This is a genomic window from Burkholderia sp. JPY481 (assembly GCF_038900515.1).
GTDB lineage: Bacteria > Pseudomonadota > Gammaproteobacteria > Burkholderiales > Burkholderiaceae > Paraburkholderia > Paraburkholderia youngii.
This window is the reverse complement of record NZ_JAYMRT010000001.1, coordinates 780,348-805,620: the sequence shown is the minus strand read 5'-3', so window position 1 is coordinate 805,620 and position 25,273 is coordinate 780,348. Positions and strand designations below refer to the sequence as shown.

Here is a 25,273-nt window from a genome sequence, read left to right as displayed (position 1 = left end):
CGTGACAAAGCATAGAACGCGGTAGCGCACCCGGTGCGCACCGCGAGCGTCCCCGGCAGAGCTCGCTGAACCGGCGCAAGATCACCGGCTTTACGAAGAGATTACCGGCTTTACGAAGCACCTGCCGGACGTGGACCTAACCTGATCAGAACGTACACAGAACCATGCAATTTCCGGAATCCTGGCTCAGAACTTTTGTCGATCCGCGACTGACCACCGACGAGCTGTCGCACGCGTTGACGATGGCGGGTCTCGAAGTCGAAGACCTGCGGCCGGCCGCGCCGCCGACCTCGAAGATCGTCGTCGGCCAGGTGCTGGAAGTCGTCAAGCACCCGGATGCGGACAAGCTCAACGTGTGTCAGGTCAACGCCGGCACCGGCGCGACGCTGAACATCGTATGCGGCGCTCCGAACGTGGCGCCCGGCATCAAGGTGCCGGTCGCGCTGGTCGGCGCGCAACTGCCGCCGGCCGAAGAGGGCGGCGCACCGTTCGCGATCAAGCTGTCGAAGCTGCGCGGCGTGGAAAGCCAGGGCATGCTGTGCTCGGCGCGCGAGCTGAAGCTCTCCGAAGATCACAGCGGTCTGATGATCCTGCCGGAAGATACGCCGATCGGCCAGGACATCCGCGAGACCCTCAACCTCGACGACACCGTTTTTGAAATCAAGCTGACGCCGAACAAGGCCGACTGTTTGTCGGTTTTCGGCGTCGCGCGCGAAACGTCGGCGATTACCGGCGCGCCGTTGCGCCCGCTCGACATCAAGCCGGCTCCAGTCAAGCTCAATGAAACCCTGCCCGTGAAAATCTCGGCGCCCGATCTGTGCGGCCGTTTCTCGGGCCGAGTGATCCGCGGCGTCAATGCGCGCGCGAAGTCGCCGCAATGGATGGTCGAGCGCCTCGAGCGCTCAGGCCAGCGCAGCATCTCCGCGCTCGTCGACATCTCGAACTATGTGATGCTCGAGCTGGGGCGTCCGTCGCACGTGTTCGATCTCGACAAGATCCACGGCGGCATGGAGGTGCGCTGGGGCCGCAAGGGTGAAACGCTGAAGCTGCTGAACGGCAACACGGTCGAGCTCGATGAAACGGTCGGCGTGATCGCCGACGAGCAGCATATCGAAAGCCTCGCGGGCATCATGGGCGGCGACAGCACCGCGGTCACGCTCGACACCACCAATATCTATCTCGAAGCCGCGTTCTGGTGGCCCGATAGCATTCGTGGCCGCTCGCGCAAGTACAACTTCTCGACCGATGCAGGTCATCGCTTCGAGCGCGGCGTCGACTACGCGACGACCGTCGATCATATCGAGCGCATCACGCAGTTGATCCTCGACATATGCGGCGGCGAAGCGGGTCCGGTCGACGATCAGATCGTCAACGTGCCAAAGCGCGCGCCCGTGAAGATGCGCGTTTCGCGCGCGAACCGCATCATCGGCGTCGCGATCGGCGCCGATGAAATCGCACAGATCTTCACGCGCCTCGGCCTGTCGTTCGAGCGCGACGGTGATACGTTCTCGGTGATGCCGCCGTCGTACCGCTTCGATATCGAAATCGAAGAGGACCTGATCGAAGAAGTCGCACGTATCTACGGCTTCGAAAAGATTCCGGCGCGCCCGCCGGTCGCGACCAGCGAAATGCGCCCGACCAACGAGACGCAACGCTCGATCCACGCGATCCGGCATGCACTCGCCGCGCGCGACTACGCGGAAACGGTGAACTTCAGCTTCGTCGATGCCGAGTGGGAGCAGGACTTCGCAGGCAACAGCAACCCGGTGCGTCTGATCAACCCGATCGCGAGCCAGCTGTCGGTGATGCGTACGACGCTGTTCGGCAGCCTGATCCATGTGCTGCGCACGAACCTGAACCGTCGCGCGGCGGACCGTGTACGCGTGTTCGAAGCGGGCCGCGTGTTCCTGCACGATCCGTCGATCAAGGCCGGCGAGCTGACCGTCGAAGGTTTCGCGCAGCCGAAGATGATCGGCGCGCTCGCTTATGGTCCCGCGCTCGACGAGCAGTGGGGCGCACCGGCGCGTGCTGTCGACTTCTTCGACGTGAAGGGCGACATCGAAGCGCTGGTCGCACCGGCGGTCGCGCGGTTCGTGAAGGCCGAGCATCCGGCGCTGCATCCGGGACGCAGCGCGCGTATCGAATTGAATGGTCGCGCAGTGGGCTGGATTGGCGAATTGCATCCGCGCTGGATGCAAAAATATGATTTGCCGCATGCGCCGATTCTGTTTGAAATCGAAGCGGAAGCATTAATGCAGCGGGTATTGCCGATTCCGTCGGAAGTTTCAAAATTCCCGCCGGTACGACGTGATATTGCGGTGGTCGTCGATCAGAAAATCGAGGTTCAGGCGCTGCTCGACGAGCTGCAGAAGGCCCAGTCCGAGCCGGCCTGCAAGGCTGTCCAGAAGATTGCACTTTTCGACGAATTTCGTCCAAAATCAAACACTTCCGGTGGTCTGGCCGCGCACGAGAAAAGCCTTGCGTTCCGGGTGACCTTGCAAGATACTGGCGGAACCCTTCAGGATGAAACGGTCGATCTGGCTATTCAAACTCTGGTGGAACGTCTGGCTCGAGTATATGGCGCACGGTTGCGCGGATAACCCGCATTTATCATTTGCACGGCTGTTTCCGCATCCATTGTTTTACGCTTGGCGCGCCATTTGATAGATATGAATGAAATGAACTCGAGTGATTTCGAAGCCCTTCTTACGGCGCAACGCAGCGCCATGATTCGAGAAATTCCGACATCACCCGCCGTCGTTTCCAATGAAACGCCGACGCTCACCAAGGCGGAACTTGCCGAGTTGCTGTTCGACAATGTCGGGCTCAACAAGCGGGAAGCGAAGGACATGGTCGAGGCGTTCTTCGAGGTGATCCGCGATGCGCTCGAGAGCGGAGACAGCGTCAAGCTGTCGGGCTTCGGCAACTTCCAGTTGCGCGACAAGCCGCAGCGTCCCGGCAGAAATCCGAAGACGGGCGAGGCGATTCCGATCGCGGCGCGTCGCGTGGTGACGTTTCATGCAAGTCAAAAGCTGAAGGCGCTCGTCGAAAACGGCGCCGAAGCGAGCTTCGCGCGCTGATCGACTGGCGCGCTTCCGGGCAACCCATCACGGCTAACTGACGATGACAGCGACGATCGAAAAAGTCGTCTTGCCTCCGATTCCGGCGAAGCGCTACTTCACGATTGGTGAGGTCAGCGAACTTTGCGGCGTGAAGCCCCACGTGCTGCGTTACTGGGAGCAGGAGTTCACCCAGTTGAGGCCGGTCAAGCGGCGCGGCAATCGTCGGTATTATCAGCATCACGAGGTGCTGCTGATCAGGCGGATTCGAGAGTTGCTGTACGAGCAGGGTTTTACGATCAACGGGGCGCGCAACCGGCTCGATTCGCATAGCGGCGGTGGGCCGGAAGCGGCGGTCGAAGAGGGTGAGGCCGCCGGCGCAGCCGCGGGGCAGGTGCAGGCATCGGCGGCAACGGTTGCTGTCGATGTCGAGAAGTTGCGCGAGGAACTGCAGAGCGTAATCGATCTGCTGGGCCACTAGTTCCATCGGCTCGTTCGTTTTGTTCGTGTCGGGCAGTTCTAATCGAATGAAGTGTCTGTTATAATTTTTCTTCTGTTCGGGGCGTAGCGCAGCCTGGTAGCGTACCTGCATGGGGTGCAGGTGGTCGGAGGTTCAAATCCTCTCGCCCCGACCAAGATCAAAAAGGACTTACGGTGAAAGCCGTAAGTCCTTTTTTCTTGCCCGTCGCGGATAACTGCGACGCCGCTCGTCTCCGTCAAGCAGGTCGCCTCATGATCAGACCTGCGCGAGCGAAACCGCAGCCCCCAGCGCCACGAACCGCTCCAAATGATGATCCTCATCCCCAAGCTGATGATCGATCATCACGAGCCGCTTCGCGTAATGCGCAAGCGGCAACTCCCAGGTCATGCCGATCCCGCCATGCAGCTGGATGCATTCCTCCGCGACTCGCGTGCCGATGCGGCCGATGCTGTACTTCGCCGCCGACACCGCGCGCTCGCGCGCATTGCGTTCACCATCGAGCACTGCCGCCGCATTGATCACTGCCGAGCGCGCCTGCTCGATTTCGAGCAGCAAATCGGCCATGCGATGCTGCAATGCCTGGAAGCTGCCGATCGGCACGCCGAACTGCCTGCGCGTGCGCAGATAGTCGAGCGTGTAGTCTTTCGCGACGTCCATGGCGCCGACGGCTTCCGCGCACAGCGCGAGCACGCCGCAGCTCACCGCATATTCGAGCGTCGCAAAGCCCTGGTCCACTGAGCCGAGCACGGAGTCGTCGCCGAGCGTGACATTGTCGAGCGTCACTTCGGCCGCGCGTCCTCCGTCGATCTTCCGATAGCCGCGCACGCTCACTCCCGCCGCGTCCCCCGGCACCAGAAACAGCGTGATGCCAGCTTCGGCATCCTCCTCGCCGCTCGTGCGTGCCGAGACGAGGAACACCTGAGCATGCTCGCCATGCTGAACGACGGCCTTCGCGCCATGCAAAGTCCACACGCCGCTGTTGCCCTCAACGCTGCGCCGCGCGCGCGTCGTTGCGACCCGAGCCAGTTCGTAGTGACTGTCCGGTTCGCCATGCGCGAGCGCAACGATTCGCGAACCGTCGATCAACGAGCCGAGCGCCGCTTTTTGCGCGTCACTGCCGCTGCGAGCGATCGCCCGTCCGACGATCAGCGTATCGAGAAACGGCTCGACGACGAGCCCCCGGCCGATACTCTCGAACACGACGGAAATATCGAAGCCGCCGCCGCCAAAACCGCCGCTCGCTTCATCGAACAGTGCGCCGATCACGCCAAGCTCCGCGAAGCGCGCCCACAGATCGGTGCTGAAGCCTTGCGTCGAGCGCGCGATCTGGTCGCGCGTCGCGAAGCCGTACTGCTCGCTGATAAACCGGTTCAGCGTATCCGCCAGCATGCGGCGATCTTCGGTGTGCTGGAAATTCATGACGTGCGCCTCTTACAGTCCGAGGATCATTTTGGAAATGATGTTCTTCTGGATTTCGTTCGAGCCGCCGAAGATCGACAGCTTGCGATTATTGAAGTACTGCGACGCGGCACTCGCGGCTTCGTCCGGGCCGACCGGCACGCCATCGAAGCCTTCGTACAGCGCTTCCTCGACGAATGGCTGCGCATAAGCGCCCATCGCGCGCCGCGTCAGCGACGAGATTTCCTGACGGATTTCGGTGCCGCGAATCTTCAGCATCGAACTCTCGGCACCGGGCACGCCGCCGCCCGCCACGGCCGCGATCACGCGCAGGTTGGTCGTCTTCATGTTCTCGAGGTCGATCTCGACGCGCGCCATGCGTGCCGCGAACGCGGGATCCTCGGCGAGCGGCCGGCCATTGCGGAGCTGTTTCGCGGCGATCTTGCGCAGACGATTGAACGCGGCGACCGAAAAGCCGACGCCCGCGATATTGGTGCGCTCGTACGTAAGCAGATATTTTGCGTAAGTCCAGCCCTTGTTCTCCTCGCCGACGAGATTGTCGGCAGGCACGCGCACGTCGGTGAAAAACACTTCGTTGACTTCATGCTCGCCGTCGAGCGTGATGATCGGCCGCACTTCGACGCCCGGCGTGTTCATGTCGATCAGCAGAAAGCTGATGCCTTCCTGTTTGCGCACGTCGGTCGCGGTGCGCACGAGGCAGAAGATCATGTTCGCGTAATGCGCGAGCGTGGTCCACGTCTTCTGGCCATTGACGATGTAGTGTTCGCCCTGCGCATCCTTGCCGCGCACCGCCGTCGTCTTGACCGACGCAAGGTCGGAGCCCGCGCCCGGCTCCGAATAGCCCTGGCACCACCAGTCGGAACCATCGAGAATGCGCGGCAGCCAGTGACGCTTCTGCGCGTCGCTGCCGTACCTGATCAGCACCGGCCCGAGCATGTTGACGCCGAACGGTACGACGCGCGGCGCGCCGGCCAGCGCGCATTCGTTCTCGAAGATGAACTTCTGCACCGCGTTCCAGCCCGGGCCGCCGAACTCCTTCGGCCAGTGATTCGCGAGCCAGCCTTGCGCGTTCAGAATCGCGTGCCACCCGGCCATGTCGTCGCGCGTCAGACGCCGGCCGCCGTGCACCTTGTCGGCGAGGCCTCGCGGCAGCTTGTCGCGCAAAAACGCCAGCACGCTGGCGCGAAACGCTTCTTCTTCGGGGGTGAAGTTCAGATCCATCGCAGTCGTTCCGTCCGGTTCGTGGCGGCTCAGGCCGTCGTGTTCAGGCTCGCGAAATCCGCTCCGCGCTCGACCAGTTCGACGAGCAGCGGCGACGGCCGCCAGAACAGCGGGTCTTCCTTCGCGAACTCGCGGATGTCGGCGAGGATCGTCGCCAGCCCGACGCTATCCGCGTATTTCATTGGACCGCCGCGGTAGCGCGGAAAGCCGTAGCCGTACAGCAGCGTCACGTCGACGTCGAGCGGGCGCAGCGCGATGCCTTCGTGCACGACGTTCGCGCCTTCGTTGATCATCGCGGCCATATAGCGGCGCATGATCTGCTCGTCGGTGAAGCTGCGCGGCGTGACGCCCGCGCGCTTGCGTTCGGCGTCGATGATCGCCTCGACTTCGGGATCGGGCATGCCGCCGCGCGATCCTTCGGGGTACAGATAGAATCCGCGGCCGGTCTTCTGGCCGAACCAGCCACGCTCGCACAGGCGGTCGGCGATCTGCACGTAGCGTGCGTTCGGGTCGCGCGTGGCCGCGCGGCGTTTGCGCGCCGCCCAGCCGATGTCGCCGCCCGCGAGATCGACCACCTGGAACGGGCCCATCGGCAAGCCGAACGCGCGCACGGCCGCGTCGATCTGATACGGCGACGCACCGTCTTCCATCAGCGCGTCCGCGGCGGCGCGATAGACGGCGAGCAGCCGATTGCCGATGAATCCGTCGCACACGCCCGCGCGCACCGGCGTCTTGCGCAGCTTCTTCGCGAGCTCGAACGCGGTCGCGACGGCGTCGGCGCTGACCTGCTTCGGCACCACGACTTCGAGCAGCTTCATGATGTTGGCGGGGGAGAAGAAGTGCAGACCGATCACGTCGGCGGGGCGCGAGGTGCTGGCCGCGATCGCTTCGATATCCAGATACGACGTGTTGGTCGCGAGCACCGCGCCGGGCTTGCAGACACGATCGAGCTCGGCGAATACGGCCTTTTTGACGCCGAGATCTTCGAACACGGCTTCGATCACGAGGTCGACGTGAGCAAGCGCATCGTACGACGTGCTGCCGCTCCAGCGCGCCATCGTCGCGGCTTTCTTCTCGGCGGTGAGGCGGCCCTTGGCGATCAGCCCGTCGTAGACCTTGTCGATGTGCGCGCGGCCGCGCGCGAGCGACGCTTCGTCGCGTTCGATCATCGTGACGGGCAGACCCGCGTCGAGCACCGCGACCGCAATGCCCGCGCCCATCGTGCCGCCGCCGATCACGCCGATCGCCCCGAGCGCGCGCGGTTTCGCGTCGCGCGTTTCGGGCGCTTTCAGCACTTCGCGCTCGGCGAAGAACGCGTGCACGAGACCTGCGCGCTGCGGGCTGTCGAGGCATTGCAGGAACAGCTTGCGTTCGAACTTCAGGCCTTCGTCGAAGGGCTGTTCGATCGCGGCTTCGACCGCGTCGACGATTTTCAGCGGCGAGAACAGGCCGCGCGCTTTCTTCGCGGTTTCGTCACGCGCTTTCGCGACGGCGGCGAGGCTCGCGGCGCGATCGCTCAATGCGGCGGCGTCGCGCGTACGACGCACCGGCGCGTGCGCGGCGAGCAGTTCGTGCGTGTAGGCGAGTCCTTCGGCGAGGATGTCGCCGCTGTCGCCGAGACGGTCGATCAGACCGAGCGCGAGCGCTTCCTTCGCGCTCGCATGACGGCCGCTCAGGATCAGATCGAGCGCGGCCGGCGCGCCGATCAGGCGCGGCGTGCGTTGCGTGCCGCCCGCGCCGGGCAGCAGACCGAGCTGCACTTCGGGCAGGCCAAGTTTCGCGCCGTCCACGGCAATCCGGTAATGCGCGGCGAGCGCCACTTCGAGCCCGCCGCCGAGCGCGGCGCCATGCAACGCGGCAATCACGGGTTTCCCGCAGGCCTCGATGCGATTGCACACCTCCGGCAGCGAAGGCGGCACCGGAGGCTTACCAAACTCGCGAATATCGGCACCGGCGATGAAGTTGCGCCCCGCGCCGACGATCAGCACGGCTTCGACGGCGCGCTCGGCGTCGGCGGCTTCGATCGCGTCCAGCAGGCCGCGCCGCACCTCGGCCGAGAGCGCGTTGACCGGCGCGTGGTCGATCGTGACGAGCAGTACCTTGCCGCGCAATTCGCGCGTGACGACGTCGGCTGAAGGGGATTGGTTCATCGTGGGTGTCTCCGTATCCAGGGTGGCGAATTGCGCCGGATCGTCCCATTCTGGAGTGGTCAACGTTCATTGACAATCACATGGTTGATTGACAGACTGTCAAAATTATTTTGACAACGACGCGGCCATGGACGTCAACTCGCTGACCCTGCTCGTCGACATCCTCGACGCCGGCAATCTGAGCGAAGCGGCGCGCCGGCTCAAGATGAGCCGCGCGAACGTTAGCTATCACCTGAACCAGCTCGAGCGTTCCGTGGGCCTGCAATTGGTGCGGCGCACCACGCGCCGCGTCGAGCCGACCGAGATCGGTCTACGGCTCTACGAGCACGGCCGCACTATTCGCAACGCGTTGCTGGCCGCGCGCGAGTCGGTGGCGACGCTGGGCCAGAGCCTGCAGGGGCGGGTGCGGCTGAGCGTGCCGAGCGGCTATGGCCAGCTCGTGATGTCCGACTGGCTGATCGCGTTCAAGCGGTTGTATCCGGGCATCGTGCTAGACGTGATGTTCGAGAACCGCGTCGAGGATCTGATGCGCGACGAAATCGACATCGCGGTGCGCGTGATGTCGGAGCCGCCGCAAAACCTCGTCGCGCGGGACATGGGGCCGGTCCGGTACGTGGCCTGCGCATCCCCCGAATTCGCGCGGACGCACGGCATGCCCGCGACGCTCGACGACCTGCGCGCCGCGCCGCTGATTACCGCGGCCGTGATCGGCAAGCAGTTGCGGCTCGCCGCATATTTGCGCGACGAGCGTCATGAAGTGCTGCTCGAACCGACGATTATTTCCGAGAACTTTCTATTTTTACGGCAGGCGGTGCTGGCCGGTCTGGGCGTCGGACTCGTACCCGACTATGTGGTGCAGGACGATCTGAAGCGCGGCGCGGTGCTGACCGCGCTCGATGCCTGGCGGCTCAGCATCTTCGGCACCCACATGTACATGCTGTACATGCCGAACCGGCACCACACGCGCGCGGCCGCGACGTTCATCGACTTCGTGCTGGAGCAGGCGCAGGGCTCAGGCAGGGGCGCTGCGAACTGAAGCGGCGAACTCAGGCGCCGAGTCTGCGCGCGATGGCCGTCGTGACCATCGGCACGCCGACGCGCAGCAGCTTGCGCACGCCTTCGTCGCTGCCGACTTTCTCCACCGCGTTGTCGATCATCGCCTGCATTACGCTCGCCGGATAAAACTCGCGAAACAGCTCGTTGGCGCCGGTTTGCTCGAACAAGTGATGCAGGAACGACCCGACGGGCGGCCCGATGCGCTTGAAGAGCCCCATCTTGACGACCCGGTTGTTCCACAGATGCAGCGTGTACGTGTCGGAACAGAGCGCCGCGCACTCTTCGAAATAGCGCGGCAGGAACACCTTGTAGTAATCGTTGAAATGCACCGGATAGAACAGGCTCTCGGGAAGCCCGGCCCTCACGCCGTAGACGGCGGTCAACAGACGAGGGCCGGTGTCGCCCCACTTCAGTGCGGTGCCTTTCATCGCTTCGATCCGTTCGATTGCCTCGTGCAAGCGCGGCTGATCAGGATCGAGCCTCAGAATCGCATTGCAGATGCTCGTCTGGTTTTCCCGGCCGATCAGATCGCCCTTGGCGTTGAGATCGAAATCACGAAGCAGCAGCATGTCGGTGTCGACCCAGATCTCGTCGGTCTTCGTGAACATCACGAAGCGGAAATAGTCGGTGAAATGCTGCATCGACGGCACCCCGCAAATCGGGAAGTCGTTCAGCGAATCGCGCGGCAATATCGTGGTCGCGTCCTTCGCGGCTACGCCGGGCGGCAATCCGGCGATCGGCTCGTAGCTATAAAGCGCGACCTCGCTGCCGTACTGCGTGAACGAACTTAGGCAGGCGACTTCATAGGGAGAAAGTTCCGGGCCGTGCCAGAACGATGCAAATCTTGCCTTGCGCATATGTCATCCGGGGGAGCGATCATGCGGCGCAACATAGGCGCCGAAGCTGTGTAACGATCCTAGACGGGGACGGCACAGGTCAGACGTAAAGGGCTTGAATCACACAGGAGTTGTCGCAAAACGTTGAGTTCGGTGCGACCGGTCGGCGATTATGGGCGGGACTATGTCGTATTTGGCGAATCCAGTTGCGCAAGGCGACGCGTCGAACGGGACAGGCAAGATCGTGGGCTAAACTGCGGAACACCGGCCACGCGCGGAAGTAGCAAGCGATGGGCCATGCGGCAGCCCATGCAGCGATAACGACGATATTCAGGAGACACGATGAACCTCGACGGCGAGACTTACGATTCGCTCACGACCAATTTCACGTGGCGCATTCCACCGCGCTACAACATCGGCGTCGATGCATGCGACAAGTGGGCCGATGGCTCGGGGCGTCTCGCGCTGATCTATGAAGATGCCGAAGGCCGCGCGACCCGCTATACGTTCGATGAACTGAAAGCGCTGTCCGACCGCTTCGCCAATGCGCTGCTCGCGGCGGGCGCACGGCGCGGCGAGCGCATCGGCATCTTCCTGTCGCAATCGATCGAAACGGCCATCGCACATCTCGCTGCCTACAAGGCCGGCATGGTCACGGTGCCGCTGTTCGCGCTGTTCGGCGTGGACGCGATCGAGCATCGGCTCGGCGACAGCGGTGCGGTCGCGCTGATCACCGATCACGCCGGCGTCCAAAAGATCGACGAAATCCGCGGCGCGCTGCCGGAGTTGCGACATGTGTTCAGCGTCGATATCGAGGAGGATGACGAAGCATCGGACGCGCCCGTGCGGTCGTTCTGGCAGGCGTTGCATGGCGCTCCTGCTGAATTCACGCCGGTCGATACCGCTGCGGACGAGCCGGCGATCATCATCTATACGTCGGGCACGACCGGAAAACCGAAGGGCGCGTTGCACGGGCATCGCGTGTTGCTCGGCCATTTGCCCGGCGTCGAGATGTCGCAGCAGGGCTTTCCCGCGCACGCGACGCTGATGTGGACGCCCGCGGACTGGGCGTGGATCGGCGGTCTGTTCGATGTGCTGCTGCCGTCGTGGCATCACGGCGTCGCGGTGCTCGCGCGCCGTTTTGCGAAATTCGACGGCCACGCCGCGTTCGATCTGCTCGCGCGTCACGCGGTCTCCCATGCGTTTTTACCGCCGACCGCGCTGAAGATGATGCGCGGTGTCGAGCGGCCCGCTCATCTGCGGCTCGCGTTGCGCTCGGTCGCGAGCGGCGGCGAATCGCTGGGCGAGGAACTGATCGGCTGGGGGCGCGACGCGCTCGGCGTGACGATCAATGAGTTCTACGGGCAGACCGAGTGCAACGTCGTGGTGTCGTCGTGCGCGGCGCTGTTCGAGCCGCGCTTCGGCGCGATCGGGCGCGCGGTGCCGGGGCACCATGTCGCGATCGTCGATGCCGCCGGCAACGAACTGCCGCCCGGCGCGATCGGCGATATCGCGGTGGCCGCGCCTGACCCGGTGATGTTTGTCGGCTACTGGCGCAACGAAGCGGCGACGCGCGAGAAATTCCGCGGCAAGTTTCTGCTGACCGGCGATCTCGGCATACGCGATGCGGACGGCTTCATTCGCTTCGTCGGCCGCGGCGACGACGTGATCACGAGCGCCGGCTACCGGATCGGGCCGGCATCGATCGAAGATTCGCTGCTGCGTCATCCGGCCGTCGCGATGGCCGCCGTGGTCGGCGCGCCCGATCGCGAGCGCACCGAAATCGTGATGGCGTTCGTCGTGCTGAAAGCGGGCTTCGTCGGCGACGATGCGCTGGTGCGCGAGATCCAGCAGCACGTCAAGACGCGTCTGGCCGCGCACGAATATCCGCGCGAGATTCGCTTCGTCGAAAGCCTGCCGATGACGGCCACCGGCAAGGTGATCCGCAAGGCGCTGCGCGAGGCGTTGGGGGAGACCGGCGCGCACGACCCGGACGCGGTCCCACCGGCAAAAAACTGAGTCTGCTACGATGACCCACCCACGATGAGAATCACAGCGGAGACATGGAATGCGCCCCGAGAGTGCCATTCGTTTCGATCAGGAGTTCGCGCCGCGCATTGCCGAGGCGATCGCCGCGTGCGTCGCGACGACCGTTCACACCGACGTGCTGCCGCATGGCGAGCCGGGGCAGCCCACCCGCGTGCGGATTCACGCAACGCCGCTCGATGAACTCGGTCATTACCCGCATCCGTTGAATCTGTATCTGACCTGGGACAGCGATGAAATAGAAAGACTGATGGGCGAGCAGGGCGCGACGCGCTTCGCCAGATATCTGGCCGCGCTGCCGCGCAAGCTCAATGCGTGGACCCAGGCGCGCGAACTCGATTTCTCCACGCACACGCAGGGTGAGCCGGTTACGTTGATCGGCGGGCTCGATTTCGAAGCGTAGACGCCCGCGCGCGATTGCGGGTTGGCGGGTGTGCGCTCGAGATAGCTGGATAAAAAACGGCCGCTGTGCTCGAAGAGCCAGCGGCCGTTACTTTTGCAGCGTTGGCTGACAGCGACGCTCAGCCGCCCAGCGCCGGATCGCTGATGCTGTCATTGCCCGTCTCGACGTGACCGGCGATGCGGCGTGCGAACGTCGGGTCGGTATCGACGGTGATCGCGAGATCGTACCAGCCGTATGCTGTGCGCAGATCGAGGTACAGATTGTCGGTGTCGCCGCCGTGCACCCAATGCTTGATCACATGGTTCCTGTCGTACGCGTTGACGATCGTGAACTGGCAACGCGCGCTGCCGACGTTCTCGAGCCGCAGTTGGAGATTGCCGTTCGCGACATCGTAGCCTTCGGCGACGGCGGGCCGTGCGGTATCCGAACCATTCCACCAGTTCCGCGCAACCACTTTGCCCGCGAAGCGGCGCAGGAAGCCGTTCGGTCCGTGCACGCTGAAGTCGTAGCTGCCATCGGCATTGAGCATCAGCGTGTCCTGCAGATGCTTGCCCGCTTCGACGGTATAGCTGCGCGGCGCGTCTGCGCTATTGGCCGCGTACACGAGGAACACGGCGCCCGCGCGGCCCGTGTTGACGAAGCGCATCGTCAGCTTGCCGTTCGCGCCTTCGTCGACGCGCACGAACAGTTCGTACGGCAGCGCGCGTGCCGGGCGCACGCCCGCTTCCTGCTTCGGCACCGTCTGCACCGTCGGCGCTTGCGGCACGTAGTCCGGGTGACGGTTCTGGTCGGGCGGCACGTAACCGCTCGTGCTCGGCAGCGACGGCACCGACGCGTTCGGATTCGCGAAGTTGAACGCGGAGGTCAGATCGCCGCACACCGCGCGACGCCACGGCGTGATGTTCGATTCGCCGAGATTGTGCCGGTGACCGAAGCGCTTTTCGATGAAGCGGATCACCGACGAGTGGTCGAACACTTCGGAGCACACATAGCCGCCTTTGGACCACGGCGACACCACCAGCATCGGCACGCGCGGTCCGAGCCCGTACGGCCCGGCGACGTTCTTCGGATCGCCCGCATAGATCTCGTTCGTGACGTCGACGGTCGACAGACCGTTCGCGCTCGACGCGGCCGCGAACGGCGCGGCGATGTGATCGAAGAAGCCGTCGTTTTCGTCGTAGTTGATCAGCAGCACGGTCTTGCTCCACACGTCCGGGTTCGACGTGAGGATCTGCAGCACCTGGTCGATGTACCACGCGCCATAGTTGGTCGGCCAGTTCGGGTGTTCGCTGTACGCTTCGGGCGCGACGATCCACGACACCTGCGGCAGCGTGCCGTTTTGCACGTCGCGCTTCAGGATGTCGAAGTAGCCGTCGCCGTTCGCCGCGTTGGTGCCGGTACGCGCATTGTCGTACAGCGGGTTGCCCGGCTGCGCGTTGCGGTACTGGTTGAAATAGAGCAGCGAGTTGTCGCCGTAGTTGCCGATGTACGCGTTCTGCGTCCAACCCCACGAGCCGTTCGCGTCGAGCCCGGTGCCGATGTCCTGATAGATCTTCCACGAGATGCCCGCGTTCTGCAGCACTTCGGGGAAGGTCGACCAGCCGTAGCCGAGCTCCGAATTGTCGATCACCGGGCCGCCGCCGCTGCCGTCGTTGCCGACCCAGCCGCTCCACATGTAGTAGCGGTTCGGATCGGTCGGACCCATCAGCGAGCAGTGGTACGCGTCGCAGATCGTGAATGCGTCGGCGAGCTGATAGTGGAACGGGATGTCATCGCGCGTCAGGTAGGCCATCGTGGTCGCGCCTTTCGACGGCACCCACTGATCGTTGCGGCCGCCGTTCCATGCGGCGTGCGTGGTGCCCCAGTCGTGCGCGAGATCCTGCAGGAATTGCAGGCCGAGGTTCGGCGCGCTCGGACGGAACGGCAGCACGTAGCTGGCGCCGGTGGTATCGGTGGTGAGCGGCTGATACCACACCGGCTGGCCATTCGCGAGCTTGATCGCGCGCGTGTCGCCGAAGCCGCGAACGCCCTTGAGCGTGCCGAAGTAGTGGTCGAACGAGCGGTTCTCCTGCATCAGCACGACGATATGCTCGACGTCGCGGATCGTCCCGGTGCGGTTGTTGGCCGGAATCGCGAGCGCATTGCGGATGCCGGGCGGCAGCATGCTCAACGCGGTAAAGGAACCGGCGGCTTGCGCGGCCGAGCGCAGAAAATCACGGCGATTTGTTGAGGTCATGGTTGTGGCTTAGATCTTCGGTGGAGGAAAAAGGCACGGGGAAGACGACTTGCGGTACTGAAACGGCAATGCTGCGTCGGACGCGCGAAGGCAGGCTAGTCTCCGCGCGCGGCGCGATTCTCAATCGACGGTATGGATGACGGGGCGGGCAAGCGGCGGCGCAGCGGCGGACAAGGCCGTGCCGGCTTCGGATGCCGGTGCCGCTGGTGTCTGGATCGTCAGCGTCGGCGGCGCGGGGTCGGCCGGCGGCGGGGCGATCGATGGGTCGCCCGGGCTGGCGGCGGAATGTTCCGTTGAACTGATCGTATCCGTGCTCGGGGGCGGGTCGTCGTTGCTGCACGCTCCCGCTAGCGCGCACAGCGCGATGACCGCCACGGCGCCGGTCAAACGTTTGCGGCGCGGCGCACGAATCGGCTTCGACACGAAAGGCATGGCACTGTCTCCGGGCGAGGAAGGGATGCCTCGCCATCGATGTGCCGAGGTCAGCGATGCGCAAGCATAATCGCCGAACCGTGTAATTTTTATGAAGTATCGGTAACAGCCACGGCGCCGCTTATCGCTGCGCGCGGACGAACGCAGCGATCGCGTCGTTGAGCGCGGCGGGCGCATCGCGATGCGGCGAGTGTCCGCACGCGTCGAGCTTCACGAGTTTTGCATGCGGCACGCGCGCGCCGATCCTATCGATCTGCGCCATCGTGCCGTAGTTATCGTCGTGGCCCTGGATCGCGAGCAGCGGTCGGCGGATCGGCGCGAGCGCCTCGACGATCGACCACTGCCTGAACTCGGGATCGAGCCAGATATCGTTCCAGCCGTAGAACGCGGAATCGACGTCCGCGTGATAGCGGGCGAGCTTCGCGCGTAGATCGGTGGTTTCGTAAAGCTGCTTCATCTGGGCGATGCTTTGCACCGAGATGTCTTCGACGAATACGTGCGGTGCGATCACGACCGCGCCCGCGAGCGCATCGGGATATAGCGCCGCGTACAGCAGCGCGATCGAACCGCCGTCGCTATGGCCGATCACCCACATGCGCTGGCGTTGCCGCAAGCCGATATCGAGCGCGTCGAGCAAGGCGGGGAGAATGTCGCGCGCCTGCGCGGTCATGAAATCGACCGGCCATTTCTCGTCAGGCGCACGCGGTGTCGAGAGTCCGTAACCGGGCCGCGAATAGACGAGCCCGCGCATGCCGAGCCGCTCGCACAACGTCTGCGGCCAGTCGCGCCACATCGCGATCGAGCCGAGACCTTCATGCAGGAAGACCGCGATCGGTGGATCGTCGTGTTGAGCATTCGCCTGCTCGTTGACCCACCGGTACTCGATGCGCAGCGGCCCATGCGACGTGGTCGCCGGCAGTTCGGCGAAGCCGCTGGCGGCATTCGTGGAGGGAGCAGCAGGGGCGGTACCTCGGTTCTGCATCAATGAAACACCTATGACAGTTCACGTAGTTTGAAGCGTTGAATCTTGCCGGTGGCGGTTTTCGGCAGATCGTCGGTGAACACGATATCGCGCGGATACTTGTGCGGCGCGAGCCGTTCCTTGACGAAGGCCTTCAGTTCATCGGCGAGCAGGTCTGAAGGCATGAAGTCGCGCTTGAGCACGACGAACGCGCGCGTCTTCACGAGTCCGCCATGATCGACGCCGACCACCGCCGCTTCGAGCACCGCCGGATGCGCGACGAGCACCATCTCGACCTCGACCGGCGACACATACTGGCCGCTTACTTTCAGCATGTCGTCGCTGCGGCCCGCGTAAACATAACAGCCGTTCGCGAGACGCCGATACTTGTCGCCGCTTCTGATCCATTCGCCGAGAAACGTCGCGCGCGTCTTCTCGCGATTGCTCCAGTACATCAGCGCCGCGCTCGGCCCCTTGATGAACAGATCGCCGACTTCGCCGTCGGGCACCGGCCGCCCGGCCTCGTCGCGCAACTCGACTTCGTAGCCCGGCACGGGGCGCCCGGTCGTGCCGTATTCGACTTCGCCCGCGCGATTCGACAGGAAGATGTGCAGCATTTCCGTCGAGCCGATGCCATCGAGAATCTCAGCGCCGAAGTGCTCGGTGAAGCGTTCGCCGACATCGCGCGGCAACGCCTCGCCGGCCGACGCGCACACGCGGATCGCGACGTCGGCGCGCGCGGGCAGATTCGGCGACACCAGCATGTTCGCGTACAAGGTCGGCACGCCGTAGAACACGGTCGGGCGATGCTTGACGAGGCGCGCAAAAATCGCGTCGGCGGTCGGGCGCTCGGCCATCAGAATCGCGGTCGCGCCGACCGACAGCGGAAACGTCAGCGCATTGCCGAGCCCATACGCGAAGAACAGCTTCGCCGCCGAAAACACCACGTCGCTCTCGACGATCCCCAGCACCGGCTTCGCATACAGCTCGGCGGTCCAGTACAGATTCGCATGCGTGTGGACGGTGCCTTTCGGTTTGCCGGTCGAGCCCGACGAATAGAGCCAGAAGGCGATGTCGTCCGCGTTGCTCGCGCAGCCTTTGACGGCGGGTGTGGCGGTATCGACCAGCGTTTCGAAGCGGGGCGCCGCGAGCGGCTCTCCAGGGGAAGCGTCAGGCTGCGAGACGATCAGCTGGCAGCCGTCGTCGTCGATGCTGCTCAGCGCCTCCGTCAAGTTGGGCAGCAACGGTTCCGACACGATCACCGCGCGCGCATGGCTGTGCGTCAGCATGTACGTATAGTCGGCGGCGGTCAGCAAGGTGTTCGCGACGACCGGCACGATGCCCGCGTACAGCGCGCCAAGAAACGCGACCGGCAACGATACGGAGTCGAGCATCACGAGCAGCACGCGCTCCTCGGGATGCACGCCGAGCGCGCGCAGTGCGCTGGCGCAACGCCGCGCGCGCTGTTCGAGCTCGCCGTAGGTCATCGCGCCGTGGTCGTCGATATAAGCGACCTTGCGCGCGCGTGCTTCGTTCAGCCGGAACAGATGCGTCGCGAAGTTGAACAGCGGGGGCGGCGGCGCAACCGGCTCGCGCGTGCTCGTTTCCAGCAGGGCTTCCATATGTCTCCTCCGTCCGTGGACGCGTCCGGCTTTTGTATGCGCGTGATCCGCTCGATGCTTGCCGCTCCCGGCTCACGCGTGCGTGAATTCGATCGCCCCTTGCGGCAGCAGATACAGCACCAGCGCCTGGCCATTCGCGACGGTCGGACGATGCGCGGAGCCGGGGCCGTACACGCACCAGCCGGCCGGATGGCCGTCGAACGTCGCGCCTTCGGTGAGCGGCATGATCAGATCGATCTCGCCGTGCGGATGGATGTGGTGCGGACCAGCAATGTCCTGCATGTCGACGACGTCGACGGAAAAGCCGTGCGTGTCGGGCAGCGCCTTGAAGATGCGGCCGTAGCGGATGCCGCCGGCCGCGCGGTTGCACAGCCAGCCTTCGGCGACGCCTGTGCGGCATGCACTCGCGAGTTCGTGAAAGGTGGGGCTATCGGCGGGCCAGATGTCGTTCAGCCAGTCGGCGAGCGAAGCGTCGAGCGGCCGCCCGGCGAGTTGCCCAGTGACGCCTGCGATCAGGCGCTGGAATTCCTGTGCGGACATGCGAGCCTCCAGAAGCGCGCTCACGCAGGCCGGAGGGCCGGCCCCCGGAACTTTGTTGCGTGCGTGGTGCGGCGCCGTCTCCGTGACGCGGCCGGAATGCAGGGCGGCGCGCGCCTGTGTTTGTGATTGGATCAGCTTTTGGCGAAAATTAAACCGTTCACCTGGTGCGTGTCAAGCACTATAGTACATGTCTCGTAGTCAAGAGGTCGCAAAACATGAACCAAAAGTATCCACCCGCACCGTTGGACGCAACCGACGACGACGCGGCCCGCGCCGAACGCACGGAGCGCACCGAGCGCGCGGGCGACCGCGCGGCCGAACGCGGCGGCGAGCGCGAAGAGCGCGACCCGTTCCTGACCGCGATGGGCGAGCGCGTGCGTTTGCTGCGCGCTCGCCGCGGCATGACACGCAAGACGCTGGCGGCCGAAACCGGTTTGTCGGAGCGGCATCTCGCGAATCTCGAATCGGGCGTCGGTAATGCGTCGGTGCTGGTGCTGCGGCAGCTCGCGGCCACGCTGAACTGCCCGCTCGCCGAGGTGATCGGCGACGAAACCACTGCGTCCGCCGAATGGCTGCTGATCCGCGAACTGCTGCAGGGGCGCGACCAGGCGGCGCTGCAGCGCGCGCGCATCGCGCTTGCGGAGATGTTCGCGCAGGCGCCGCGCGACCCGCATCGCAAGGACCGCATCGCGCTGATCGGTCTGCGCGGTGCGGGCAAGTCGACGCTCGGACGCATGCTCGCGCAGGAGCGCAAGGTGCCGTTCATCGAGCTCACACGCGTGATCGAGCAACTGGCGGGTTGTCCGCCGTCGGAGATTCATTCGCTGTACGGCGCGAGCGCGTATCGACGCTACGAGCAGCGCGCGCTCGAGGCGGTGATCCACGAGCATTCGCGCGCGGTGATCGCATCGCCGGGCGGCCTGGTGTCGGAATCGGGCACGTTCAACGTGCTGCTGTCGCACTGCTTCACCGTGTGGTTGCAGGCGACGCCCGAGGAACATATGCGCCGCGTCGTCGCGCAAGGCGATCTGCGGCCGATGTCCGGCAACCGCGAGGCGATGGACGACCTGAAGCGCATCCTCGCGGGGCGCGCCGAGCTGTACGGGCGCGCCGACATGACGTTCGACACCAGCGAAAAGACGCTCGCCGATGCCTACCTGCAGTTGCGCGACCGTCTCGCCGCGCGGCTCGCGGCGGAAGCGCCTGACGAAGCGCGCGTGAACTGACCGATCGGGCAGTAGGGTTTCCACTTAAAAATGCATTAAAATGCTTTACGGTGGTATGGCGATGCACTATTGTTCAAAAAAAACAGATTGCATCGTCCAGTCAGGAGACGCCCCATGTCCACAGTACCTGCCGTCGTTGCCGAGGCGGCGCCGGTCGACTACCGCACCGAGCCGTCGCAGTACAAGCACTGGAAGCTCAGCTTCAATGGTCCGGTCGCGACACTCGGCATCGACATCGCCGAGGACGGCGGCATTCGCGACGGCTACAAGCTGAAGCTCAATTCGTATGACCTCGGCGTCGACATCGAGCTGCACGACGCGATCCAGCGGATTCGCTTCGAGCATCCGGAAGTTCGCACGGTGGTGGTGACGAGCCTGAAGGACCGGGTGTTCTGCTCGGGCGCGAATATCTTCATGCTGGGCCTGTCGTCGCACGCATGGAAGGTCAACTTCTGCAAGTTCACGAACGAAACGCGCAATGGCCTCGAAGATTCGTCGCGCCATTCGGGGCTGAAGTTTCTCGCCGCGGTGAACGGCGCATGCGCGGGCGGCGGTTATGAACTCGCGCTCGCCTGCGACGAAATCTATCTGATCGACGATCGTTCCTCTTCGGTGTCGCTGCCAGAAGTGCCGCTGCTCGGCGTGCTGCCCGGCACTGGCGGTCTCACGCGCGTGACCGATAAACGCAAAGTGCGCCACGACCGCGCGGATATTTTCTGCACGCTCGTCGAGGGAGTGCGTGGCGAGCGCGCGAAGGCATGGCGTCTCGTCGACGAAGTCGTGAAGCCGAACCAGTTCGAGCAGGCCATTCAGGCGCGCGCGCTCGAACTCGGCGCGCACAGCGATCGTCCGGCCGATGCACAGGGTGTCGCGCTCACGCGCATCGAACGCACGGATCGCGAAGACGGCCTCGGCTACCAGACCGTGGACGTGACCATCGATCGTGCGAAACGGGTGGCGACCTTCACCGCGCGCGCGCCGCGCACCGAGCAACCGACCGAGCTCGCCGCGATCGTCGCGGCCGGCGCTAACTGGTGGCCGCTGCAATTCGCCCGCGAACTCGACGACGCGATCCTGTCGATGCGCACCAACGCGCTCGACATCGGCACCTGGGTGTTCAAGACCGAAGGCGACGCGCGCCATCTGCTCGCCGTCGATGCGACGCTGCTGCAGCACAAGGATCACTGGTTCGTGCGCGAAACGATCGGCATGCTGCGTCGCACGCTCGCGCGCCTCGACGTGTCGTCGCGTTCCATCTTCACGCTGATCGAGCCGGGTTCGTGCTTCGCCGGCACGTTCGCCGAACTCGCGTTCGCCGCCGATCGCACCTACATGGCGGCGCTTCCCGACAACGAGGACGAGGAGCCGTCGATCACGCTGTCGGAAGTCAACTTCGGTCTGTATCCGATGGTCACGCATCAGTCGCGGCTCGCGCGGCGCTTCTACGAGGAAGCCGAGCCGCTCGACGCGGTGCGCGCGCTGATCGGCCAGCCGGTCAAGGCGCTCGATGCCGAGCGCCTCGGTCTCGTTACCGCGTCGCCGGACGATATCGATTGGGCCGACGAAATCCGCATTGCGCTCGAAGAGCGCGCGGCGATGTCGCCCGATGCATTGACCGGCCTCGAAGCGAATCTGCGCTTCAACGGGCCGGAGACGATGGAGACGCGCATCTTCGGCCGTCTCACCGCCTGGCAGAACTGGATCTTCAACCGGCCGAACGCAGTGGGCGACAAGGGTGCGCTCAAGGTGTACGGCAAGGGCAGCAAGGCGCAATTCGATGTGTCGCGCGTGTAATCGGCATCGCGCTCACACCGACCAAACGACGCCGCCTGCCGATACGCACCTCTCGCCACTGCAGCTTCCGAATAGGGAATCGACCCAGGGAACCGACCATGTCCTCGATCAACTACAGCGAAAAGATTCCGAACAACGTCAACCTCGCCGACGACCGCGCACTGCAGCGCGCGCTCGAACAATGGCAGCCGAACTTTCTGTCGTGGTGGGGCGACATGGGCCCGGAAGGCTCGCACAGCTACGACGTATATCTGCGCACCGCGGTCAGCGTCGACGCGGGCGGCTGGGCGCACTTCGACTACGTGAAAATGCCGGAGTACCGCTGGGGTATTTTCCTCACGCCGGGCGAGCAGGATCGCAAGATCCACTTCGGCGAGCACAAGGGCGAGGCCGCGTGGCAGGACGTGCCCGGCGAGCATCGCGCGAACCTGCGCCGCATCATCGTCACGCAGGGCGATACGGAGCCGGCTTCGGTCGAGCAGCAGCGTCACCTCGGCTTGACCGCGCCGTCGCTGTACGATCTGCGCAACCTGTTTCAGGTCAACGTCGAGGAAGGCCGGCATCTGTGGGCGATGGTGTATCTGCTGCATCGCTACTTCGGCCGCGACGGTCGCGAGGAAGCCGAAGCCTTGCTCGGCCGCCGCTCGGGCGACGAAGACAATCCGCGCATTCTCGGCGCGTTCAACGAGAAAACGCCGGACTGGCTCGCGTTCTACATGTTCACGTACTTCACCGACCGCGACGGCAAGTTCCAGTTGTCGGCGCTCGCGGAGTCGGGTTTCGATCCGCTCGCGCGTACCACGAAGTTCATGCTGACCGAGGAAGCGCATCATATGTTCGTCGGCGAGTCGGGCGTGTCGCGCGTGATCCAGCGCACCGCGCAGGTGATGAACGAGCTCGGCAGCGACGACGTCGCGAAGATTCGCGCGGCCGGCGTGATCGACCTGCCGACCATCCAGCGCTATCTGAACTTCCATTACTCGGTCACCATCGACCTGTTCGGCGCCGATCATTCGTCGAACGCAGCGACGTTCTATAGTTCGGGCCTGAAGGGCCGTTACGAGGAAGGCAAGCGCGACGACGATCATCGGCTGAACGAGCATAGCTACAAGCTGCTCGACGTGCAGGACGGCAAGCTCGTCGAGCGCGAGGTGCCGATGCTAAACGCGATGAACGAAGTGCTGCGCGACGATTACATCAAGGACTCGGTCGCGGGCGTCGGGCGCTGGAACAAGGTGCTCGAGAAGGCCGGCATCGACTTTCGCATGACGGTGCCGCACAAGGCTTTCAACCGGCAGATCGGCACGTTCGCGGGCACGCGGGTGTCGCCCGATGGCCGCGTGATCAGCGAAGCCGAATGGGCCGCCAATGAAGCGACGTGGCTCGCCACGCCGGAAGACCGCGCGTTCGTCGCTTCGCTGATGGGTCGCGTGGCCGAACCGGGCAAGTTCGCGAACTGGATCGCGCCGCCCGCGATGGGCGTGAACCGTCAGCCGGTCGATTTCGAATACGTGCGCTTCAACTAGGGCCTGTGCGCAGGCCCTGGCACCCGAAGCACGAAAGGCGCGCCACGCGCGCGCCGTATTGCGAGGTGGAGGAAGTCATGAACGGCCCAGTATCGGTCGAAGTTCTGCGGCAGCATCTGATCGATCCGGAGATCTGCATTCGCTGCAATACCTGCGAAGAGACCTGTCCGATCGATGCGATCACGCACGACGACAACAACTACGTCGTGAAGGCCGATGTCTGCAACGGCTGCATGGCCTGCGTGCCGCCGTGTCCGACCGGCGCGATCGACAACTGGCGCACGGTGCTGAAGGCCGACGCGTATTCGATCGACGAGCAGTTCAGGTGGGACGTGCTGCCGGAGCAGAACACGATGGCCGTGCCGGCTGAAGAAACAGTGGCCGCTTCCGCCGCGGGCGACAGTTCCGCCGAAGCCGACGGCATCGAAGTCGACACCGTGCGCGGCGCGGTCGTGCCGCCGTGGTCGGCTGCGAAGCCGTACGTGAATCTGTACACGCACAAGGCGCCGACCACCGCGACGGTGGTCGGCAACTACCGGCTCACCGACAGCGCCACATCGAGCGACATCCATCACATCGTGCTCGACTTCGGCTCGATGCCGTTTCCGGTGCTCGAAGGCCAGTCGATCGGTATTCTGCCGCCGGGGGCTGCCGCCGACGGCCGCGTGCACCACGCGCGCCAGTACTCGATCGCGAGTCCGCGCGACGGCGAGCGGCCCGGCTATAACAACGTGTCGCTGACGGTGAAGCGCGTGTCGCAGCAGCGCGGCGACGCAATCGACGGCGTCTGCTCGAACTATCTGTGCGATCTGAAGAAGGGCGACGTCGTCAACGTGATCGGTCCGTTCGGCAGCACCTTCCTGATGCCGAATCATCCGAACTCGCATCTGCTGATGATCTGTACTGGCACCGGCTCCGCGCCGATGCGCGCGATGACCGAGTACCGCCGGCGCAAGCGCCTGAAAGGCGCGACCGGCAAGCTGATGCTGTTCTTCGGCGCGCGTACCAAGGAGGAGTTGCCGTACTTCGGTCCGCTGACGAATCTGCCGAAGGATTTCATCGACACCACGCTCGCGTTTTCGCGCACGCCGGGACAGCCGAAGCGCTATGTGCAGGACGCGATGCGCGAACGTTCGGCCGACGTTGCGAACCTGCTGAAAGACGACAACACCTATATCTACGTGTGCGGCCTCAAAGGCATGGAGGATGGTGTGCTGCAGGCGCTCGAGGATATCGGCGAGCAGCATCAGCTCGATTGGCAAGCGCTGTGGGCGAAGCTGAAGCGGGAAGGGCGGCTGCATCTCGAGACGTACTGACGTACTGACGGACTGATCGCGCGCGAATCATTTTGAAAATCGCGGACGATTTGCTACAGTCGGCCCACGCAGCCGGCCGCGCGCCGGCATCCCTTTGCCAAACGCGGCAGTCCGCCACCTGCGCAGCCACTCAGACCGGAGCCGTCCGATGAAGCCGATTCGTTCACTCGCGATGGCCGCGCTATTGCATGCCGTCCTGGCGCATCCGGCGAGCGCCGACGAGCTCGCGCAGATCAGGGCGTCGGGCGTGTTCCGGATCGGCACCGAAGGCACGTACGCACCTTTCACGTATCACGACGAGGCGGGCAAGCTGACCGGCTTCGACGTCGAACTCGCCAGCGCGATCGCGCAGCGTCTCGGCGTCAAGCCGCAATTCATCGAAGGCAAATGGGATGGGTTGATCGCCGGTCTCGACGTCAATCGCTACGACGCGGTGATCAACGAGGTCGCGATCACCGACGAGCGCAAGCTCAAATACGATTACTCGGACCCGTACATCACGTCGCACGCGGTGTTGATCGTCGCCTCCGACAACACGACGATCAGATCTTTCGATGACCTGAAGGGCCGCAAGTCGGCCAACACCCTGACCAGCAACGTCGGGCGGATCGCGGCCGCGCACGGCGCGCAGGTGATTCCGGCGCAGGGCTTCGACGAATCGATCGATCTGCTCGTCACGGGCCGCGTCGATGCGACCGTCAACGATTCATTGTCGTTTCTCGACTATACGAAGCGCGTGCCCGACGCGAGGATCAAGGTCGTCGCGGTCGATACGTCGCCCGATAGCAGCGACAAGTCGGCGGTACTGATCCGCAAGGGCAATCCGAAGCTGCGCGTCGCGATCGACGATGCGCTCGCCCGCATGAGAAAAGACGGCACCTATCAGCGGATTTCGCTCAAGTACTTCGGCCGGGACGTGTTTCAGTGAACCTCGGCCGACTTTGACGCG

At 64.3% G+C, this 25,273-nt stretch carries 20 protein-coding genes and 1 tRNA gene; 12 read left to right on the top strand and 9 right to left on the bottom strand.

Going from position 1 to position 25,273, the window contains the following annotated elements:
• Positions 1 to 164: 164 nt before the first annotated feature.
• The 4 genes from pheT (at position 165) to VSR82_RS03660 (ending at position 3,694) form a co-directional block, all read left to right on the top strand.
• Positions 165 to 2,600, top strand: a complete 2,436-nt coding sequence (pheT, locus tag VSR82_RS03675) for a phenylalanine--tRNA ligase subunit beta (protein WP_429458635.1) — start codon at positions 165 to 167, stop codon at positions 2,598 to 2,600.
• Between the two features lie 69 nt (positions 2,601 to 2,669).
• Positions 2,670 to 3,080 carry an integration host factor subunit alpha gene (locus tag VSR82_RS03670; protein WP_176108086.1) on the top strand — a complete coding sequence of 137 codons (411 nt, stop codon included), beginning with the start codon at positions 2,670 to 2,672 and terminating at the stop codon, positions 3,078 to 3,080.
• A 43-nt stretch (positions 3,081 to 3,123) separates the two neighbouring features.
• On the top strand, positions 3,124 to 3,540 hold the full coding sequence (locus VSR82_RS03665) for a MerR family transcriptional regulator (protein ID WP_368586520.1): 417 nt from the start codon (positions 3,124 to 3,126) through the stop codon (positions 3,538 to 3,540).
• A gap of 77 nt (positions 3,541 to 3,617) precedes the next feature.
• Positions 3,618 to 3,694 (top strand) — tRNA-Pro (locus VSR82_RS03660).
• Between the two features lie 101 nt (positions 3,695 to 3,795).
• On the opposite strand, the gene VSR82_RS03655 is transcribed toward VSR82_RS03660, so the two are convergent.
• From VSR82_RS03655 to VSR82_RS03645, 3 genes are read right to left on the bottom strand one after another with little or no spacing between them, the layout of a single operon-like run.
• On the bottom strand, positions 3,796 to 4,959 hold the full coding sequence (locus VSR82_RS03655) for an acyl-CoA dehydrogenase family protein (protein WP_429458637.1): 1,164 nt from the start codon (positions 4,957 to 4,959) through the stop codon (positions 3,796 to 3,798).
• A 12-nt stretch (positions 4,960 to 4,971) separates the two neighbouring features.
• Entirely contained in the window at positions 4,972 to 6,180 is a 1,209-nt protein-coding gene (locus VSR82_RS03650) for an acyl-CoA dehydrogenase family protein (protein ID WP_429458639.1), read from the bottom strand.
• A 29-nt stretch (positions 6,181 to 6,209) separates the two neighbouring features.
• Entirely contained in the window at positions 6,210 to 8,330 is a 2,121-nt protein-coding gene (locus tag VSR82_RS03645) for a 3-hydroxyacyl-CoA dehydrogenase NAD-binding domain-containing protein (protein WP_429458641.1), read from the bottom strand.
• A gap of 127 nt (positions 8,331 to 8,457) precedes the next feature.
• On the opposite strand from VSR82_RS03645, the gene VSR82_RS03640 reads away from it, so the two are divergent.
• Positions 8,458 to 9,366, top strand: coding sequence for a LysR family transcriptional regulator (locus tag VSR82_RS03640; protein ID WP_368586516.1), 909 nt, complete (start codon positions 8,458 to 8,460; stop codon positions 9,364 to 9,366).
• Between the two features lie 10 nt (positions 9,367 to 9,376).
• Here VSR82_RS03640 and VSR82_RS03635 read toward each other — a convergent pair whose 3' ends face one another.
• Positions 9,377 to 10,243, bottom strand: coding sequence for a hypothetical protein (locus VSR82_RS03635; RefSeq protein WP_429458643.1), 867 nt, complete (start codon positions 10,241 to 10,243; stop codon positions 9,377 to 9,379).
• Between the two features lie 321 nt (positions 10,244 to 10,564).
• Between VSR82_RS03635 and VSR82_RS03630 the strand changes: the two genes are divergently transcribed.
• On the top strand, positions 10,565 to 12,241 hold the full coding sequence (locus VSR82_RS03630) for an acyl-CoA synthetase (RefSeq protein WP_429458645.1): 1,677 nt from the start codon (positions 10,565 to 10,567) through the stop codon (positions 12,239 to 12,241).
• A gap of 49 nt (positions 12,242 to 12,290) precedes the next feature.
• Positions 12,291 to 12,671 (top strand): DUF5594 family protein, encoded by a 381-nt coding sequence (locus tag VSR82_RS03625; protein ID WP_429458647.1) that lies wholly within the window; start codon positions 12,291 to 12,293, stop codon positions 12,669 to 12,671.
• Between the two features lie 118 nt (positions 12,672 to 12,789).
• Here VSR82_RS03625 and VSR82_RS03620 read toward each other — a convergent pair whose 3' ends face one another.
• From VSR82_RS03620 to VSR82_RS03600, 5 genes are all read right to left on the bottom strand, one after another.
• Positions 12,790 to 14,907: a phosphocholine-specific phospholipase C gene (locus VSR82_RS03620; protein WP_429458649.1), complete on the bottom strand. Its 2,118-nt coding sequence runs from the start codon at positions 14,905 to 14,907 to the stop codon at positions 12,790 to 12,792.
• Positions 14,908 to 15,027: 120 nt separating this feature from the next.
• Positions 15,028 to 15,339: a hypothetical protein gene (locus VSR82_RS03615; RefSeq protein WP_368586511.1), complete on the bottom strand. Its 312-nt coding sequence runs from the start codon at positions 15,337 to 15,339 to the stop codon at positions 15,028 to 15,030.
• A 121-nt stretch (positions 15,340 to 15,460) separates the two neighbouring features.
• Positions 15,461 to 16,321 carry an alpha/beta fold hydrolase gene (locus tag VSR82_RS03610; RefSeq protein WP_429458652.1) on the bottom strand — a complete coding sequence of 287 codons (861 nt, stop codon included), beginning with the start codon at positions 16,319 to 16,321 and terminating at the stop codon, positions 15,461 to 15,463.
• A gap of 11 nt (positions 16,322 to 16,332) precedes the next feature.
• Positions 16,333 to 17,922 (bottom strand): benzoate-CoA ligase family protein, encoded by a 1,590-nt coding sequence (locus VSR82_RS03605; protein WP_498857489.1) that lies wholly within the window; start codon positions 17,920 to 17,922, stop codon positions 16,333 to 16,335.
• A gap of 72 nt (positions 17,923 to 17,994) precedes the next feature.
• Entirely contained in the window at positions 17,995 to 18,462 is a 468-nt protein-coding gene (locus tag VSR82_RS03600; RefSeq protein WP_429458656.1) for a DUF4863 family protein, read from the bottom strand.
• Between the two features lie 215 nt (positions 18,463 to 18,677).
• Between VSR82_RS03600 and VSR82_RS03595 the strand changes: the two genes are divergently transcribed.
• From VSR82_RS03595 to VSR82_RS03575, 5 genes are all read left to right on the top strand, one after another.
• Positions 18,678 to 19,688, top strand: a complete 1,011-nt coding sequence (locus VSR82_RS03595) for a helix-turn-helix transcriptional regulator (RefSeq protein ID WP_429458658.1) — start codon at positions 18,678 to 18,680, stop codon at positions 19,686 to 19,688.
• Between the two features lie 114 nt (positions 19,689 to 19,802).
• Positions 19,803 to 21,482: a 2,3-epoxybenzoyl-CoA dihydrolase gene (gene boxC / locus VSR82_RS03590; RefSeq protein ID WP_429458660.1), complete on the top strand. Its 1,680-nt coding sequence runs from the start codon at positions 19,803 to 19,805 to the stop codon at positions 21,480 to 21,482.
• A 98-nt stretch (positions 21,483 to 21,580) separates the two neighbouring features.
• Positions 21,581 to 23,008 (top strand): benzoyl-CoA 2,3-epoxidase subunit BoxB, encoded by a 1,428-nt coding sequence (gene boxB, locus VSR82_RS03585; protein ID WP_410847812.1) that lies wholly within the window; start codon positions 21,581 to 21,583, stop codon positions 23,006 to 23,008.
• Between the two features lie 77 nt (positions 23,009 to 23,085).
• Complete coding sequence (gene boxA, locus VSR82_RS03580; protein WP_429458662.1) at positions 23,086 to 24,324, top strand: benzoyl-CoA 2,3-epoxidase subunit BoxA; 1,239 nt, start codon at positions 23,086 to 23,088, stop codon at positions 24,322 to 24,324.
• A 148-nt stretch (positions 24,325 to 24,472) separates the two neighbouring features.
• Positions 24,473 to 25,252, top strand: coding sequence for an amino acid ABC transporter substrate-binding protein (locus VSR82_RS03575; RefSeq protein WP_429458664.1), 780 nt, complete (start codon positions 24,473 to 24,475; stop codon positions 25,250 to 25,252).
• Positions 25,253 to 25,273 lie beyond the last annotated feature (21 nt).

Coding starts and splice junctions, on each gene's coding strand:
- VSR82_RS03670 (WP_176108086.1), top strand. CDS start 2,670: ATGAATGAAATGAACTCGAGTGATTTCGAAGCCCTTCTTACGGCGCAA.
- VSR82_RS03645 (WP_429458641.1), bottom strand. CDS start 8,330: ATGAACCAATCCCCTTCAGCCGACGTCGTCACGCGCGAATTGCGCGGC.
- VSR82_RS03620 (WP_429458649.1), bottom strand. CDS start 14,907: ATGACCTCAACAAATCGCCGTGATTTTCTGCGCTCGGCCGCGCAAGCC.
- VSR82_RS03575 (WP_429458664.1), top strand. CDS start 24,473: ATGAAGCCGATTCGTTCACTCGCGATGGCCGCGCTATTGCATGCCGTC.
- VSR82_RS03615 (WP_368586511.1), bottom strand. CDS start 15,339: ATGCCTTTCGTGTCGAAGCCGATTCGTGCGCCGCGCCGCAAACGTTTG.
- VSR82_RS03665 (WP_368586520.1), top strand. CDS start 3,124: ATGACAGCGACGATCGAAAAAGTCGTCTTGCCTCCGATTCCGGCGAAG.
- VSR82_RS03605 (WP_498857489.1), bottom strand. CDS start 17,922: ATGGAAGCCCTGCTGGAAACGAGCACGCGCGAGCCGGTTGCGCCGCCG.
- VSR82_RS03595 (WP_429458658.1), top strand. CDS start 18,678: ATGAACCAAAAGTATCCACCCGCACCGTTGGACGCAACCGACGACGAC.
- VSR82_RS03610 (WP_429458652.1), bottom strand. CDS start 16,321: ATGCAGAACCGAGGTACCGCCCCTGCTGCTCCCTCCACGAATGCCGCC.
- boxB (WP_410847812.1), top strand. CDS start 21,581: ATGTCCTCGATCAACTACAGCGAAAAGATTCCGAACAACGTCAACCTC.
- VSR82_RS03600 (WP_429458656.1), bottom strand. CDS start 18,462: ATGTCCGCACAGGAATTCCAGCGCCTGATCGCAGGCGTCACTGGGCAA.
- VSR82_RS03650 (WP_429458639.1), bottom strand. CDS start 6,180: ATGGATCTGAACTTCACCCCCGAAGAAGAAGCGTTTCGCGCCAGCGTG.
- boxA (WP_429458662.1), top strand. CDS start 23,086: ATGAACGGCCCAGTATCGGTCGAAGTTCTGCGGCAGCATCTGATCGAT.
- pheT (WP_429458635.1), top strand. CDS start 165: ATGCAATTTCCGGAATCCTGGCTCAGAACTTTTGTCGATCCGCGACTG.
- boxC (WP_429458660.1), top strand. CDS start 19,803: ATGTCCACAGTACCTGCCGTCGTTGCCGAGGCGGCGCCGGTCGACTAC.
- VSR82_RS03635 (WP_429458643.1), bottom strand. CDS start 10,243: ATGCGCAAGGCAAGATTTGCATCGTTCTGGCACGGCCCGGAACTTTCT.
- VSR82_RS03640 (WP_368586516.1), top strand. CDS start 8,458: ATGGACGTCAACTCGCTGACCCTGCTCGTCGACATCCTCGACGCCGGC.
- VSR82_RS03625 (WP_429458647.1), top strand. CDS start 12,291: ATGCGCCCCGAGAGTGCCATTCGTTTCGATCAGGAGTTCGCGCCGCGC.
- VSR82_RS03655 (WP_429458637.1), bottom strand. CDS start 4,959: ATGAATTTCCAGCACACCGAAGATCGCCGCATGCTGGCGGATACGCTG.
- VSR82_RS03630 (WP_429458645.1), top strand. CDS start 10,565: ATGAACCTCGACGGCGAGACTTACGATTCGCTCACGACCAATTTCACG.